At 72.7% G+C, this 15911-nt stretch carries 15 protein-coding genes; 4 read left to right on the top strand and 11 right to left on the bottom strand.

Going from position 1 to position 15911, the window contains the following annotated elements:
• Positions 1-85 precede the first annotated feature (85 nt).
• Together AC0665_RS09035 and glnA are read right to left on the bottom strand one after the other, a co-directional pair.
• Entirely contained in the window at positions 86-1531 is a 1446-nt protein-coding gene (locus tag AC0665_RS09035; protein WP_478704695.1) for a hypothetical protein, read from the bottom strand.
• A gap of 192 nt (positions 1532-1723) precedes the next feature.
• A complete protein-coding gene (glnA, locus tag AC0665_RS09040; protein WP_363120828.1) occupies positions 1724-3133 on the bottom strand; it encodes a type I glutamate--ammonia ligase in 1410 nt (469 codons plus the stop codon).
• A gap of 210 nt (positions 3134-3343) precedes the next feature.
• Between glnA and AC0665_RS09045 the strand changes: the two genes are divergently transcribed.
• Entirely contained in the window at positions 3344-3811 is a 468-nt protein-coding gene (locus AC0665_RS09045) for an RDD family protein (RefSeq protein WP_478704696.1), read from the top strand.
• 82 nt (positions 3812-3893) lie between these two features.
• Here the strand turns inward: AC0665_RS09045 and AC0665_RS09050 are convergent, their stop codons facing one another.
• The 4 genes from AC0665_RS09050 to lipB form a co-directional block, all read right to left on the bottom strand.
• Positions 3894-4583: a DUF4191 domain-containing protein gene (locus AC0665_RS09050; RefSeq protein ID WP_363120830.1), complete on the bottom strand. Its 690-nt coding sequence runs from the start codon at positions 4581-4583 to the stop codon at positions 3894-3896.
• A gap of 73 nt (positions 4584-4656) precedes the next feature.
• Positions 4657-4860 (bottom strand): SCO2195 family GlnR-regulated protein, encoded by a 204-nt coding sequence (locus AC0665_RS09055; protein WP_468413625.1) that lies wholly within the window; start codon positions 4858-4860, stop codon positions 4657-4659.
• Positions 4861-5121: 261 nt separating this feature from the next.
• The gene (lipA, locus tag AC0665_RS09060) at positions 5122-6087 is read right to left on the bottom strand and encodes a lipoyl synthase (protein ID WP_468413627.1); all 966 of its coding nucleotides are present in this window, start codon (positions 6085-6087) and stop codon (positions 5122-5124) included.
• Between the two features lie 103 nt (positions 6088-6190).
• Positions 6191-6991 (bottom strand): lipoyl(octanoyl) transferase LipB, encoded by an 801-nt coding sequence (lipB, locus tag AC0665_RS09065; RefSeq protein ID WP_468413629.1) that lies wholly within the window; start codon positions 6989-6991, stop codon positions 6191-6193.
• A 237-nt stretch (positions 6992-7228) separates the two neighbouring features.
• Between lipB and AC0665_RS09070 the strand changes: the two genes are divergently transcribed.
• Entirely contained in the window at positions 7229-8701 is a 1473-nt protein-coding gene (locus AC0665_RS09070; RefSeq protein ID WP_468638007.1) for an NsdA family TPR-like regulatory protein, read from the top strand.
• A gap of 62 nt (positions 8702-8763) precedes the next feature.
• Here AC0665_RS09070 and AC0665_RS09075 read toward each other — a convergent pair whose 3' ends face one another.
• On the bottom strand, positions 8764-10170 hold the full coding sequence (locus AC0665_RS09075) for an NAD(P)/FAD-dependent oxidoreductase (protein ID WP_478704697.1): 1407 nt from the start codon (positions 10168-10170) through the stop codon (positions 8764-8766).
• Positions 10171-10451: 281 nt separating this feature from the next.
• Positions 10452-11348, bottom strand: coding sequence for a TIGR01777 family oxidoreductase (locus tag AC0665_RS09080; RefSeq protein ID WP_478704698.1), 897 nt, complete (start codon positions 11346-11348; stop codon positions 10452-10454).
• A 71-nt stretch (positions 11349-11419) separates the two neighbouring features.
• Between AC0665_RS09080 and AC0665_RS09085 the strand changes: the two genes are divergently transcribed.
• A complete protein-coding gene (locus tag AC0665_RS09085) occupies positions 11420-11917 on the top strand; it encodes an N-acetyltransferase family protein (RefSeq protein ID WP_478704699.1) in 498 nt (165 codons plus the stop codon).
• Positions 11918-11924: 7 nt separating this feature from the next.
• Here the strand turns inward: AC0665_RS09085 and AC0665_RS09090 are convergent, their stop codons facing one another.
• The gene (locus AC0665_RS09090) at positions 11925-13109 is read right to left on the bottom strand and encodes a MarP family serine protease (protein WP_363120837.1); all 1185 of its coding nucleotides are present in this window, start codon (positions 13107-13109) and stop codon (positions 11925-11927) included.
• A 281-nt stretch (positions 13110-13390) separates the two neighbouring features.
• Between AC0665_RS09090 and AC0665_RS09095 the strand changes: the two genes are divergently transcribed.
• Positions 13391-14167: a peptidoglycan recognition protein family protein gene (locus AC0665_RS09095; RefSeq protein WP_478508165.1), complete on the top strand. Its 777-nt coding sequence runs from the start codon at positions 13391-13393 to the stop codon at positions 14165-14167.
• A 140-nt stretch (positions 14168-14307) separates the two neighbouring features.
• Here AC0665_RS09095 and AC0665_RS09100 read toward each other — a convergent pair whose 3' ends face one another.
• Entirely contained in the window at positions 14308-14826 is a 519-nt protein-coding gene (locus AC0665_RS09100; RefSeq protein ID WP_363120877.1) for a DUF4240 domain-containing protein, read from the bottom strand.
• A gap of 56 nt (positions 14827-14882) precedes the next feature.
• Positions 14883-15869: a helix-turn-helix transcriptional regulator gene (locus tag AC0665_RS09105; RefSeq protein ID WP_478704700.1), complete on the bottom strand. Its 987-nt coding sequence runs from the start codon at positions 15867-15869 to the stop codon at positions 14883-14885.
• Positions 15870-15911 lie beyond the last annotated feature (42 nt).

Genomic DNA, 15911 nt, shown 5'->3' on the forward strand with positions numbered 1-15911 from the left:
CGAACAACAGTGTCACCGTCAATGATCCCGCCTGCACGCCCCGTCTGTGAAGCCGGAGTCCCCGGTATCGACCCGCCCGAGCGCGCTACCGGGCACCCCCCGTGCACGCCGAGTGGCTGTGCGGCACGATCCTGATGCGGGCGTCCTCCAGGCGGATGCTGGTCCGCTGCCGGGCGGTGGGGTTCCAGAAGTCGACCCGGTCGCCGCTCTGCCCGAAGATCACCACGGGCCTGCCGGGGGGAGGCGGAGCCCCGTAGTACGGGACCTCACGGGAGATCGGCTCCACGCAGGCGTACTCGGCACGCACGCCGAAGTACTCCGGGACGTCCCGGCCCGCCGCAGCGAGCGCGCGGTGCTCGGTGCCGCTGCTCGCCGCCGTGTGGAGGATGAGCAGGCTGAACAGCAGGCCCAGCCCCATGCCCGCGCTCATCGCCGGAGCCCAGGACAGCCACGGGCCCCGTACGCGCAGGGAGGGGGCCACGAATCGTGTCCACCCCAGGTACGCCACGGGCAGCAGGGCTCCGGCGACGAACACACACAGCACCCACAGCCCTGCCTGGACGGCACCCAGCCCGTCGCTTGTGGGAGCGGGACGCAGCCCGAAGGGGGACAGGTACGCCCGCTGGACCAGCGTCCCGAGCCAGGGCACCAAGGGAAGGGCGAGGGGGACGGCCAGGGGGACGAGCCACGGGAGGGCACGATGCGTGGGGGTGCGCCGCACCGCCAGAAGCGTTCCGCCCAACAGGTAGCTCCCGGTCAGGACGATGAGCGGGGCACCGACCCGGGGGCTGTCCGCACCGACCGCCGGCCAGAGCCCGGCGCCGAGCAGGCTGATGACGGTCGCGGCGAAGACGAAGGCCAGTGTGGCCAGCACGTGCCCGCCCCGGGACGCCGAAGGCCTGCCGACCTCGTGCAGGTCCGGGTCCAGCCGTCGCAGCGGCATCGCATGGTGGGCGAACTCGGCCCGAGCGGCGCGCCGGGTACGGGCCAGTCGGCGCGGCCGGGATTCGTCGAGTTCGGTCGGTACCCGGATCAGCCGGACCGTGCCCGCGTGCGGATCGTGATCACCGGTCCGGGCGGCCATGTGGAGGGTGTGCCGGATGCGGTGGCGCACCGTGGTGCGCCTGCCCCGCAGATGCCATTCGATCTGCGGCCGGTGCACGCGCTCGACGAGGGTGGCATCGCGGCAGTACAGGGACAGCTCGGCGTTCTGGGCCAGCGTGTCCAGGGTGGACACCGCCTGCTCGACCGCTGTCTCGCGAACTCCGCGGATGCGCACCTCTATCGTGCGCAGCGTCCAGCCCGCGTCCGTGGTCACCGCGGTCTCGCCGGCCAACGGCTCGCGGACGGGCCACCCCATCGCCTCGCACACCTGCTGGAGCAGGTCCACCTCCTCGGGGCGGTCCAGGACCGTGACGACGACGTGGACGTGGCGGTTGAAGGGGAGCCCGGCCGGGCCCGCGGGCCCCGGGTCCGGTGGCGCGGCGGAACTCTGCCGGGTCGGGCCCGGGGCGGAACTCGGCGTGCTCATAGGTGAATTGTGCCGTCCCGACCGGCCCTGCCCGGACGGCCGTGCCCGACCGCCCTGCCCGACCGGCCCTGCCCGGACGGCCGCGGGACCGGCGAGGGCCGCCACCCCGTGATCGGGATAGCGGCCCTCGTGCGCTGCGTCGGATCGGACTGTGCTCACGGGCCTGGGCCCATGACACCCGAACCCCGCTTCTTACACGTCGAAGTACAGCTCGAACTCGTGCGGGTGCGGACGCAGCTGGAGCGGCGCGATCTCGTTGGCGCGCTTGAAGTCGATCCACGTCTCGATCAGGTCCGGGGTGAACACGTCGCCCTGGAGCAGGAACTCGTGGTCGGCCTCCAGGCGGTCCAGGACCGCGCCGAGGGAGGTCGGGACCTGCGCCACGTTCGCGTGCTCCTCGGGAGCCAGCTCGTAGAGGTCCTTGTCGATCGGCTCGGCCGGCTCGATCTTGTTCTTGATGCCGTCCAGGCCCGCGAGCAGCAGCGCCGAGAAGGCCAGGTACGGGTTGCCGGAGGCGTCGGGCGCGCGGAACTCGACGCGCTTGGCCTTCGGGTTCGAGCCCGTGATCGGGATACGCATCGCGGCGGAGCGGTTGCGCTGCGAGTACACCAGGTTGACCGGCGCCTCGAAGCCCGGCACCAGGCGGTGGTACGAGTTCACCGTCGGGTTGGTGAAGGCCAGCAGCGACGGGGCGTGCTTGAGGATGCCGCCGATGTAGTAGCGGGCGGTGTCCGACAGGCCCGCGTAACCGGCCTCGTCGTAGAAGAGCGGCTGGCCGCCGGTCCACAGCGACTGGTGGACGTGCATGCCCGAGCCGTTGTCACCGAAGATCGGCTTCGGCATGAAGGTCGCGGTCTTGCCGTTGCGCCAGGCCACGTTCTTCACGATGTACTTGAAGAGCTGGAGGTCGTCGGCCGCGGCGAGCAGCGTGTTGAACTTGTAGTTGATCTCGGCCTGGCCGGCGGTGCCCACCTCGTGGTGCTGGCGCTCGACCTGGAGGCCGGCCCTGTTCAGCTCCAGGGAGATCTCGGCGCGCAGGTCGGCGAAGTGGTCGACCGGCGGGACCGGGAAGTAGCCGCCCTTGTAGCGGACCTTGTAACCACGGTTGTCCTCCAGGGCACCGGTGTTCCAGGCACCCGCCTCGGAGTCGATGTGGTAGAAGGACTCGTTCGCGCTGGTCGCGAAGCGGACGGAGTCGAAGACGTAGAACTCGGCCTCGGGACCGAAGTACGCGGTGTCGGCGATACCGGTCGACGCGAGGTAGGCCTCGGCCTTCTTCGCCACGTTGCGCGGGTCACGGGAGTACTGCTCGCCCGTGATCGGGTCGTGGATGAAGAAGTTGATGTTCAGCGTCTTGTCACGGCGGAACGGGTCGACCCGGGCGGTCGAGAGGTCCGCGCGCAGCGCCATGTCGGACTCGTGAATGGCCTGGAAACCCCGGATCGAGGAGCCGTCGAAGGCCAGCTCCTCGTCGGCGTCGAACGCCTCCGCAGGCACCGTGAAGTGCTGCATCACGCCCGGGAGGTCGCAGAAGCGGACGTCGATGAACTTGACGTCCTCGTCCGCGATGAACTTCTTGGCCTCGTCGGCGTTCTGGAACATCCAGCTCCTCCTACTCCCGACCGTCCCGCCGGGGTGGTAGTTCGTTCGTGCGGCCAGTGCGGGTGGCACACGCTGACCTCGACCCTAGGGACGGGTGATTTCTCGGGCGTGACCCATTTGTTTCGCACAAGTTAACCGGCTCACCCTCCACCGTAGCCCGGACACACCCCGCCGCGCCCTGGTCATATACGGGCGCAGTACCGTGGACGGGTGGACAACAGGCAAGCACTCGGATCGTGGCTCTCCGGCCCCCGCGCGGCAGCGGAAGAGGCCGGTGTCGACTTCGGATACCGGGGCGAGCAGCTCGGTCTGCCCGAGGAAGGGCCCGGTTCGATCGCCCGCCCGGGCCGGCGGCTCGGCGCCCTCGCCGTCGACTGGGGCCTGTGCCTCGTGATCGCATACGGTCTCATCACGCACAGCTACAACCAGGCGGCCCAGGTCTGGGCGCCGCTCATCATGTTCGCGCTGATGGTCCTCACGCTCGGCACGGTCGGCTTCACCCCGGGCAAGCGCCTGTTCGGCCTTCGGGTGCTCGCCCTCGCCACCGGCCGGATCAGTCCCTGGCGCGCCGCCCTGCGCACGGTCCTGCTGTTCCTCGCGATTCCGGCCCTGATCTGGGACCGCGACGGGCGCGGGCTGCACGACCGGCTGGCGGGCACGGTCGAGGTCCGCATCTGACCCGCCCGACAGACCCGTACGGCATGAAGGAGGGGCGCCCGGATCACGTCGGGCGCCCCTCCTTCATGTCGGGATTGCGGAGTCAGCGGCCCTTCGGCATGCGCATGCCCTTGGGCATCGGCCCCTTCGGCAGCGGCATGTTGCTCATCAGGTCACCGAGCGCACGCAGCCGGTCGTTGGTGGCCGTCACCTGCGGTCCGGTCAGCACGCGCGGGAGCTTCAGCATGGTCGTGCGCAGCTTCTTCAGCTCGACCTGGCCCTCGCCCGTGCCCACGACCAGGTCGTGCACCGGGACGTCCGCGACGATGCGGTTCATCTTCCGCTTCTCGGCGGCCAGGAGGGTCTTCACCCGGTTCGGGTTGCCCTCGGCGACCAGCACGATGCCCGCTTTGCCGACCGCACGGTGCACCACGTCCTGGTTGCGGTTCATCGCCACCGCGGGGGTCGTCGTCCACCCCCGGCCGATGTTGTCGAGCACCGCGGCCGCGGCACCGGGCTGGCCTTCCATCTGCCCGAAGGCGGCCCGCTCGGCCCGGCGCCCGAACACGATCGCCGTCGCGAGGAAGGCGAGCAGGAGGCCCAGGATGCCGAGATAGATGGGGTGACCGATCAAGAAACCGATCGCGAGGAAGACACCGAGGGTGACGATTCCGACTGCCGCGAGTACAAGACCGATCTTCTTGTCGGCCTTGCGGGTCATCTTGTAGGTCAGAGCGATCTGCTTCAGTCGCCCGGGGTTCGCAGCGTCCGCTGCAGGTTCCTTCCTCGCCATGCCACGAAGTCTACGTGGCCCCACAAGCGCCGACGACGGCAGTGCCCGCGGGCGCCCTGGGGAGGGCCGGGAGTCAGGGGCGGACGGCCAGGGACTGCTCGATGACGCGCTGCGCCTCGACCCGGTCCTTGGCGCGACGGCGGTCCTCCAGCACGGAGGTCCAGGCGTTGCGGCGGGCGGTGCGCTGACCGCTGCTCATCAGCAGCGACTCGACGGCGCGCAGGGCGGTCGTGAACGACGGGATCGCGGTGGCGCGGACGGGCGGCGCGGCCTGCATGGGTGAGGTCCCCCCTCGGTGCGGGTGTACGTGCTGTGAGTTCAGCGTCACTGTTTGGTGTTACCAGGGCGTGTCCGGCCGGTCAAACACCCATGAAGGGCCGACGGGGAGTGGTGGAACGCCGACGCGGTCCTGACATGTGCCCTCATCTGCGAGGACGGTCAGGACCGCGTCGAATCGGCCGCTACCGGCGGGTAGTCTCTTGTGCGCGAATTCACACGCTTGTCCGCACCCGTACGGGGAAGGAGTGGTGACGCCCCGTCAGACGGCCTGGGCCGCGACGTGCCCGTCGCGCTTCTCCATGGCCATCTGGTAGAGGCGCCCGGCGCGGTACGAGGAGCGCACCAGCGGCCCGGACATCACACCGGAGAAGCCGATCTGCTCGGCCTCGTCCTTCAGCTCCACGAACTCCTGCGGCTTGACCCAGCGCTCCACCGGGTGGTGACGCACGGAGGGGCGCAGGTACTGGGTGATGGTGACCAGCTCGCAGCCCGCGTCGTGCAGCTGCTTCAGGGCGTCGCTGACCTCCTCGCGGGTCTCGCCCATACCGAGGATGAGGTTCGACTTGGTGACCAGCCCGTAGTCGCGGGCCTCGGTGATCACCTTCAGGGAGCGCTCGTAGCGGAAGCCGGGGCGGATGCGCTTGAAGATCCGCGGGACCGTCTCGACGTTGTGGGCGAAGACCTCGGGCCGGGAGGAGAAGACCTCCTCCAGCTGCTCCGGGATCGCGTTGAAGTCGGGGGCCAGCAGCTCGACCTTCGTGCGGCCGTCCGCGCGGTCCGCCGTCTGCCCGTGGATCTGGCGCACGGTCTCGGCGTACAGCCAGGCGCCGCCGTCCTCCAGGTCGTCGCGGGCGACGCCGGTGATGGTGGCGTAGTTCAGGTCCATGGTGACCACGGACTCGCCGACGCGGCGGGGCTCGTCGCGGTCGAGCGCCTCGGGCTTGCCGGTGTCGATCTGGCAGAAGTCGCAGCGCCGGGTGCACTGGTCGCCGCCGATGAGGAAGGTCGCCTCGCGGTCCTCCCAGCACTCGTAGATGTTGGGGCAGCCGGCTTCCTGGCAGACCGTGTGCAGGCCCTCGCTCTTCACGAGCTTCTGCATCGCGGTGTACTCGGGGCCCATTTTCGCCCGGGTCTTGATCCACTCGGGCTTGCGCTCGATGGGGGTCTGGCTGTTGCGGACCTCCAGGCGCAGCATCTTGCGTCCGTCGGGTGCGACTGCGGACACGACCGGCTCCCTAGCGATTGATTCTTCGGCGTCCTCAAGGGTACGCCCGTTGATTTGAAAGCCTGTGCGGGTGGCTACCCCTCCAGCTCCGCCACGGGCCGATTTATGCCGCCGGGGTCTTCTCGATCTCCCGCGGCTTCAGCTCGGCGTTCTCCAGGACGTCCCGCAGATGCCGTTCGACCACCGGCAGGACCTCCTCGATCGTCACGTCCCGGCCCAGCTCGCCGGCCAGGGAGGCGACGCCCGCGTCGCGGATGCCGCAGGGGATGATCCGGTCGAACCACTTGTTGTCGGGGTTCACGTTGAGCGCGAAGCCGTGCATGGTCACGCCCTTGGCCACCCGGATGCCGATCGCGGCGATCTTGCGGTCCTCCCGGCGCTGGCCCGCGTTGGACGGCGCGTACTCCGGGCCGTTCATGCGCGGGTCGAACTCCTCGTCGTGCAGCCGGGGGTCGAAGTCCAGCGACAGCCCCCCGAGCGCGGGGCGCTGTTCGACCGGGTCGCCCAGGACCCACACGCCGCTGCGGCCCTCGACCCGGCTCGTCTCCAGGCCGAACTCCGCGCAGACCCGGATCAGGGCCTCCTCGAGGCGGCGTACGTGCGCCACGACGTCCACCGGGCGCGGGAGCTTCTGGATCGGGTAGCCCACCAGCTGGCCGGGGCCGTGCCAGGTGATCTTGCCGCCGCGGTCCACGTCGATGACCGGCGTGCCGTCGAGGGGCCGCTCGCTGTCCGCCGTACGCCGCCCGGCCGTGTAGACCGGAGGGTGCTCCAGGAGCAGTACGGTGTCGGGGATCTCGTCGGCGAAGCGCGCCGCGTGCACCCGGCGCTGCTCGTCCCACGCCTCCTGGTACTCGACGGCCTGGTCACCGAACCCCATGCGGACGAACCGCAACTCACTCACGGCAAGCGCCTCCCTCGGACGGGTGTGTCAGGCACATAACGCGCCCAAGCCACTGTACGTCCGGCCCTCACGCGTCAGTCCCGGGGGCAATCCTCACACGATCGGATGAATGTCCGTGAAAAGGTGTGATGGGGTGCTTACTCTCCGCTACATTCGCGCCGTTCAGCAAGCCAAAAGGCCTGCTCACAGGCAATCCGGCACATCACCAACCCGGAAGGCAGGAGACCGCACCGCACCATGACGGAACGACCCGCGCAGCGCACCCCCAACCGACAGCTCGCCGCGCTCATCGCAGAAGCGGGGTTCTCCAACGCGGGACTCGCCCGTCGCGTGGACCAGCTCGGTCTCGAACACGGGCTCGACCTGAGATACGACAAGACCTCCGTCACCCGGTGGCTGCGCGGTCAGCAGCCCAGGGGTACCACGCCCGCCCTGATCGCCGAGGTCTTCACCCGGCGCCTGGGCCGCCGCCTCACCGCCCAGGACCTCGGCCTGGACGCCTGCGCCCCCGTCTACGCGGGGCTGGAGTTCGCCGCCACCCCCGAGGAGGCCGTCGACATCGTCAGCGGGCTGTGGCGCAAGGACTCCGGCAGCCACGCCGAGCTGCGCAAGATCGCCTTCACTCCGGCCGGGCTCGTCGTGCCCAGCCGGGACTGGCTGATCGGCCGGGCCGACGAGAAGGTCGCCCGGGGAGAGCCGGCCCCCGCCCGCATCCCCGCGCAGGGCCGCCCCGCCCTGCGCCCCTCGGCCGAGCCGGGCGTGCCGCCCCTGCCCCGTCAGCGCGGCCAGGCCGAGCGCGGACCGGGCCAGAAGGTCACCGCCGGTGACATCGCCGCCCTGCGCTCGGTCGGCGAGCTGTTCCGCACCCTCGACGACGCCTACGGCGGCGGCCACGCCCGCCAGGCCCTCGTGCGCTACCTGGAGCACGAGTGCGAGCCCATGCTGCGCGGCACGTACGGCGAGCAGACCGGCCGCCGCCTCTTCGCCGCCGCCGCCGACCTGACCCGCCTCGCGGGCTGGACCTCGTACGACATCGCCGCGCACGGTCTCGCCCAGCGCTACTTCGTGCAGGCGCTGCGGCTCGCCCAGGCGGCCGGGGACCGGGCGTACGGGGCCTATGTGCTGGTCACCATGAGCCGGCAGGCCGTCTACCTCGGGCACGGCCGGGAGGCCGTCCAGCTCGCCCGCGTGGCCCAGCAGGGCGTCGGCACCTCCGGCCCGCCCGTCGTCCAGGCCCTGCTGCACGCCTCCGAGGCGCGCGGGCACGGGGTGCTCGGCGAGGTCCGGGCCTGCACCGCGGCCCTGGTCCGCGCCGAGCGGGCCCTGGAGACGGCACGGCCCGGCGACGACGTACCGCACTGGGCGAAGTTCTTCGACGAGGCCCAGCTCGCCGACGAGTTCGGGCACTGCCACCGCGACCTCCAGCAGTTCCGCGCCGCCGCCCAGCACGCGGAACGCTCACTCCAGCTGCGGGCCCCCTCCTACGCCCGCAGCCGCCTCTTCTGCCGGATCGTCCTCGCCACCGCCCGCCTGGGCCTCGGCGAACTCGACCAGGCCTGCCAACTGGCCGCGGAGGCGGCGGGCCAGGCTGCCGAGATGCGCTCGGTGCGGGCGGTGGAGTACGTGCGCGACTTCGAGCGCCGCCTGGAGCCCTACAAGGACGCGGCGCCGGTGCGGACGTACCGGGACAGGGTGTCGGCCTTGGGGTGAGGTTCCGAGGGGCGCGGGGAACCGCGCGGCCAGCCCCCACGCGCCCGCATCCGCCAGATCACCTACGCGGCCCTGGGCACCGTCGGCACGGGCTCGGCGACATGCAGAGACCGCCCCGCCCCCAGGTCCGCCAGGATCGCCGCCGACGCCCGATGCCCGGAGTGCAGAGCGCCCTGGACCGTGCTGGTGTCCCGGTGATCCCCGCACACGTACAGGCCCGCGAGCAGCCGCACCGGCCGCCGCAGATCATGCGGCGGCCGCATCGCGGGCACCGCCTCCGGCGTCCGGTGCACGGCCAGCGTCTCCCACCGGGCCGTCGACATCCCGTACAGCCGCGCCAGATGCATCCGCACCTCGGTGTCGACATTCCCGGGAAGCCGCCCGAGCACCGTCGAGGACACCAGGGCCCGCCCCGCGGGAGCCCGGGACGGATCGACGTCACTGACCACCGCCGTGTGCGCGACCGGCCCGCCGAGGTCCGCGTCGAGCAGCAGCGACACGCCCGTCCCCGGGGGCTCGTCGGTCGTGTGGTGCACCACCGTCACCGGATGGAAGTCCGGGACCCGCAGCCCGGGCAGCAGCCCGGCGGCGGCGCGCGCGCCCGTGGCCACCAGGACCGCCCGGCACCGGATCACCCCGTGCTCGGCGGTGGTCACCGACGTCGTCGAGACGGAGGTGACGCGCACGCCCGTGTGCACGCTGCCCGGCGGCAGCCTGCGGGCCAGCAGCTCCGGCAGGGCCTCGGCCCCGCCCTCCGGCAGGCACAGCCGGCCCCGTGCGAAGGAGTGCAGCGCGAGGTCCGCGCACCGGCTGGACGTCGTCAGGCCCGGGTCGCACAGCAGAGCGGCGAGCAGCGGACGCAGGAAACCGTCGATCGTGCGGGCGGGCAGACCGCGCGCCGCCAGGGCCTGTCCGGCGGGCAACTCGGGACGGGCCAGCAGCCGTTCGGCCGGGGTGCCCGCCAGCCGGGTGAGGGCGGCACCCAGCCGGGCCTGGTCGACGGCCGTGCCCAGCGGAGCACCGGACCGGCTCCGCGGAACGGAGACCTGCCGGCCCGGCACGGCCACCGGCCGCCGAGGCGGACGCGGCGCGGACGGCGGCCGGGGAGCACTCGCCAGCGCGCGTACCGCGTGCAGTGCGCCCCGTGCGCCCCCTGCGCCCGGCTGGACACCGGCGCGGTGATGGCGTCCGTCGCCGTGCAGCAGGACGCCGGGCGCGAAGGGCCGCAGCACCAGATCGCCGAGACCCGGCGTCCGCCGTAGTTCCGGATACGCCGTCGACAGCAACTGGCCGATCCTGTCGAGCCGGAAGCCGTCGACCTTCTCCGTCGCCATCCGGCCGCCGACCCCGTGGGCGGCCTCCAGGACCATGGTCGTCACTCCTGCGCTGGTGAGTCGGTGCGCGGCCGAGAGTCCGGCGACCCCGGCCCCCACGACGACCACGTCCGCCTGGTACGCGGGCTCAGACACGTGCCCCTCCTCGAGGTTGCGCGGGCGCTGGAGACGTCATGCCCTCAACAGGCCGCAGGGATACGCGAGTTCTGGTCGAGGGTAGGGCCGTGATCGGTCAGCGGGAGTCGCGCATGAGCAGGGCACGGTCGCACGGTGGTCGCATACGGACGCCTGGTGGGCATGAAGTGGTCGCAGGAGGCTCGTGCGCGGGTCGAGAAGCTGTCCGGGACGTGCCGGTCGGATCTCGGACAGGCGGCCGGTCCGCACCCCGCCGGCCCGTTCCCGTGCGGTGCGGGCCGTCAGAGCGCCGCCCGGATCGCCCCCTCGATCTCCGGGAACGCGAACCGGAAGCCGGACTCCAGCAGCCGCGTCGGCAGCACCCGGGCGCTGCCGAGGACGTCCCCGGCCATCTCGCCGAGCACACCGCGCAGGACGGACGCCGGCACCGCGAACGGTGTCGGACGGCGCAGCACGCGTCCCATCGCCGCCGTGATCTCACGGTTCGTCAGGGGGTTCGGGGCGGTGACGTTGAACGGCCCCGACAGGCCGTCGGTGTCGATGAGATGGCGGATCGCGGCGACCTCGTCGTGCAGCGCGATGTACGACCAGTACTGCCGTCCGTCGCCCATCCGGCCGCCCATCCCCGCGCGGAACAGCGGGAACAGCCGCTGCCAGGCCCCGCCCTCACGGGAGACGACCAGCCCGGTCCGGGTGAACACCGTGCGCACACCGGCCTCCCGGGCGGGTGCGGCGGCCGCCTCCCACTCCACGCACAGCTCGGGCAGGAACCCCCGGCCGGGGGGCGCGCTCTCGTCGACCGTCCGCTCGCCGGTCTCCCCGTAGTAGCCGATGGCGCTGCCGTTCACGAAGACCCGCGGCCGGTCCTCGCCCTCCAGCGAGGCGACCGCCTCGGCGAGGGCCGCCGTGCCCTTCACCCGGCTGTCGCGGATCCGTTGTTTGTAGGCCTCCGTCCAGCGCCGGCCGCCGACTCCGGCTCCCGCCAGGTTCACCACCGCGTGACACCCGGCGAGCCCGGCCGCGTCCACGCGCCCGCCCTCGGGGTCCCAGCGGACCTCTCCGGCCGCCCGGGGCGTGCCACGCACCAGGCGCACCACCTCGTGACCGTCGGCGGTCAGGGAACGCACCAGGGCGCCGCCGATGAGGCCGGAGGCACCCGCCACCGCGATCTTTTCCATGAACCCATCCTGCCGCGCGGCTCCGTAAAACCCCTGCAAGCTCTCGATCCACTCGCCGTAGGGTGACGCCCATGCCCGAGCTCCCCGCACCGCGCATCCGCGCCGCCCGGCCCGAGGACGACGGCGAGCTGGCCCTGCTCGACCGGCTCTCCTGGTCGCCCCTGCACGCGGTGACGCCCGCACCGCAGCCGCCGTACGCCCCCTTCTTCAGCGAGCGGCACGCCCCCGAGGACTGTCTGGTGGCCGAACTCGGCGACCGTCTCGTGGGCTATGTCCTCCTCGGTTTCCCCACTCCGCTGGAGTCGAACCGGCACGTGCGCCAGATCCAGGGACTGGCCGTCGCCGAGGAGGCGCGGGGCCGCGGGGTGGGGCGGGCGCTGGTCGGGGCCGCCGTCGACGAGGCCCGCCGGCGCGGTGCCCGCCGCATCACCCTGCGGGTGCTCGGGCACAACACCCCGGCCCGGGCGCTCTACGAGGCCCAGGGGTTCGCCGTCGAGGGGATCCTGCCGGAGGAGTTCCTGCTCGACGGGGCGTACGTCGACGACGTGCTCATGGGGCGCTCGCTGTGAGCCGGCCCTACGACGTGACCGGATCGCCGGTGTCCACCGGCGCCGTCGCGTCCGCGGCGCCGCGCGCGTCGGAGGCGACCTCGTCCGCCGTCAGGACGTAGCCCGTCTCGGCGTCCGAGGTGGAGCGGGCGAAGACCACGCCGAACACCCGGCCGTCCGTGGTGAGCAGCGGGCCGCCGGAGTTGCCGGGGCGGACGGTGGAGCGGATCGAGTAGATCTCACGGACGGCCGTCCCGTCGTTGTAGATGTTCTGGCCCGTCGCCCGCACCCGGTTCGCGACCGTCGCCGCCTGGAGGTCCAGGTCGCCGTCCTGCGGATAACCCGCGACGACCGCGGAGTCACCGCGGTCGGCGTCGTCGTCGAACCGCAGCACGGGCGCCCGGAGCCCCGGCACGTACAGCACGGCCACGTCCTTCTGCGGGTCGAAGAGCACCACCCGCGCCTCGTACGTCCGGCCGACCCCGCCGATCTGCACGGTCGGCTCGTCGATGCCGGCCACCACGTGCGCGTTGGTCATCACGTGCTCGCGCGCGTACACGAACCCGCTGCCCTCACGGCCCTGCGTGCCGGTGACGCCCTCCACCTTCACCGTGCTCCGCTTGGCCGCCTCGGTGGCCGCCGCCGTGACACTGTCGCCGGTGGGCCTCGCGACCTCGGCCGTCGACTCGTTCTCGAAGGGGTTGAAGACCTGCGGGAAGCCCGCCTGCGTCAGCGCCGACGTGGCCCCCGAGAACCAGGCCGGGGTCGTGTCCGGCATCGTCCGCTGCACCGCGTCGAGCAGTCGTGAGTCCCGGATCGCCGAGGTGACCAGCGGTGACGAGGACACGCCCAGGACGCTCGCGGCCACCCACGCCACGATCAGCACGGCCACCGCGTTGGCCACGGCCCCGCCGATCCCGTCCGCCACTCTGAGCGGCCCCCGGTCCAGCTCCCGCCGCAGCCGCAGCGCGAGGCGCCCGGCCAGCTCGTGCCCCACGACCGCCGGGAGCAGCACCGTGAACACCGCCGCCACCGTCGCCCGCGTCGTCCCCGGCTCCACCAGGTCCATGACCCAGGGCAGGATCCACACCCCGACGACCGCGCCGCCCACGAAGCCCGCCAGCGACACACAGCCGGCCACCAGGCCGCGCCGGTACCCGGACGCCGCGTAGGCCAGGACGACCAGCAACAGCAGGATGTCGAGCAGGTCCACGCACGCCGCCTTTCTCTCGGAACCCCTTAATACGCGGGGGGAGGGCCCGGTGATCAGTCACACGCCCGCGGATGATCGGAATCGGCCACGCCGGGCGTGCACTCGGAGAAACGTCGCGGACCGTGACGATGGTTCCACCGGGTGGCACATCACACATCGCGGACGGACCGGAACAGGCCGACAGTGGGACCATGCGTGTCTTGCGAAGACGGCGGGGCGCACGCGGGCATCCCGCCGCCGGGACACCCGGCGGCACGACCGGCCTGCCCCGCGCGGCCCGGGTGGTGCTCGGCTGCGTGCCGGGCGTCGCCGCCGTCGCGGCGCTGGTGCTGTGCGCCCACGGCGTCGAGAACGCCGCCGGGACCGGCGCGGGCGCCGCGCCCGCCCGGGCCGCCGACACGCCCCACACCGCTCCCCGCCCGCCCATCGTGCCCCGGGCACGCTGGCTCGGCGACGCCGGCCGCGCCCAGCCCCGCCCCCGCTACGACGACCGGGTCGCCGCGGTCTTCGTCCACCACACCGACTCGCCCAACGGCTACGACTGCACCGACGCCCCCCGCATCATCCGGGACCTGTACACCGGCCAGACCGGCGGCCGCGACTGGGACGACATCGGCTACAACTTCGTCGTCGACCGCTGCGGCACCGTCTACGAGGGCCGCGCCGGAGGCGTGGAGCGTGCCGTCACCGGTGCCCACACCCAGGGCTTCAACCATCGCACCACCGGCGTCGCCGCCCTCGGCACCTTCACCGAGGGCGTGCCCGTCCCCCGGCCCATGATCCGCGCGATCGCCGCCCTGGCCGCCTGGAAGCTGGGTCTGACCGGCACCGACCCGCGCTCGGACGTCCGTCTGGTCTCCAGCAACGGCCTCAGCCGGTACGCGGCCGGCACCACCGCCCGGCTGCCCGCCCTCGCCGGCCACAACGACGGCTACATGACCAGCTGCCCGGGCGCCGCCCTGCACGCCCGCCTGCCCGAGATCAGACAGCTCGCCGCCCGTCTCCAGGGCCGGCCGGACGGTCCACGGCAAGGCCACAGCGAACGCGCGGCGTCCTGAGGTCCCGGCCCCCTGCGGTCGTCGCAATCACCGCCTCCGCCCTCGGCCAGGCCCACGCGGCCCCGATGCACCACACCGTGCGGACCGACCGGACGCACCCGTACCCGGCGTCCGGACCGAGCCGCCCCAGGGCCGTCCGATCAGCCCCCGAAGCGCCGCCACAGCCGGGGGTAGCGCTCGGCGAGCAGCCCCTCGTTCTCGAAGTCGAGGGGCGTGCCCTCGGGCTCGGCAGGCGGTGGCGCGATCTCCAGATCGGGCGCGACCACGCCGGTGAGCTGCTCGTAGGCCTCGTCCGCCGCGTAGCCCAGTTCCTCGCCGTCGCCGTCGATCTCCTCGTCGAAGTCGTCCAGCAGCTCGGCGAGGGCGTCCGGGTCGTGCACGGCGCCCTCGAACACCTCCCGGCCCTGGCCGATCAGCCAGCACCGGAAGAAGTCGAAGGCGTCGTCGCTCGCCCCGCCGAGCAGCACCCACGCCGCCCCCCACAGGTCCCAGCGGTAGGCGCGGTTGTAGCGGGACTCGAAGTGCCGGGCGAAGTCCAGGACGGAGTCCGGGTCCAGCTGGGCGAGCCGGTCCACGAGCAGGTCGGCCTGCTCCTCCGGGTCACCCTCGGCGGCCTCCCGGGCCTCGTCCACCAGCTCCCAGAACTCCGTCTCGTCCATCACGGGACAAGCATCGGCCCTGGGACACAGGGGCGCACCCGGAGTGCGCGGGATCGTTATGCGCCGTCCCGGGGCCGGTACAGCCGGGCCAGCCGCGCCGCGTCCGCCGCGAACCGCTCACGCAGGCTCTCCGGCGCCAGCACCTCCACCTCCGGGCCCAGCGCCGCCAGCTGCGCGTGCGCGACCTCCTCGGACTCCACCGGCAGGGGCACGGTCACCCAGCCGTCGCCGTCCGCATCCTCCGCGTCCGCCAGCGCCTCCCGGGCGATGAAAGAGTCCAGGGCGTACGGCAGGGCCCGTACTCCGTCGGGGGACAGCCGCACCACGACCCGCGCCCGCAGGAGGGACCGCGCGAACTGCTCCGCCCGCTCCTCCCAGAACGCGGGCAGGTCGAAGTCCGGCTCCCGCTCGAAGCGCTCGGCCTCCGCGTCCACCGCCGTGAACCGGTCGATCCGGTACACCCGGAAGGACTCGGACCCGGCCACCCGGGCGCACAGGTACCACACGCCCGCCTTCAGCACGAGCCCGTACGGCTCCAGCACGCGGACGACCTCGTCCTCCCCGCGCCGGTAGCGCGCCCTGATCCGCCGGTCGTCCCACACCGCGTCGGCGACGGCCGGCAGCAGCGCGGGCGTCCTGGGCTCCCTGAACCAGTTCGGCGCGTCCAGATGGAACCGCTGGGCGGCCGTCCGGGAGGCGTCCCGCAAGGAGGGCAGCAGCGCCGCCGACACCTTCAGCCGCGCCGCCGAGGCCGCGTCCTCCAGGCCCATCTCGCGCAGCGCCCCGGGCACCCCGGACAGGAACAGCGCCTCGGCCTCGCCGCGGTGCAGCCCGGTCAGCCGCGTCCGGTACCCCCCGACCAGGCGGTACCCACCGGCCCGGCCCCGGTCCGCGTACACCGGCACGCCCGCCTCCGACAGCGCCTGCGCGTCCCGGGTCACCGTGCGCTCCGACACCTCCAGCTCCCGGGCGAGCTCGGCGGCCGTCATGGAGGGCCGGGACTGGAGCAGCAGCACCATCTTGATCAGCCGGGCAGCACGCATGCAGCACATCATGCAGCAGGCCCCCGCCGTGGCGGGGGCCTG

Source organism: Streptomyces sp. NPDC043685, from assembly GCF_056436585.1.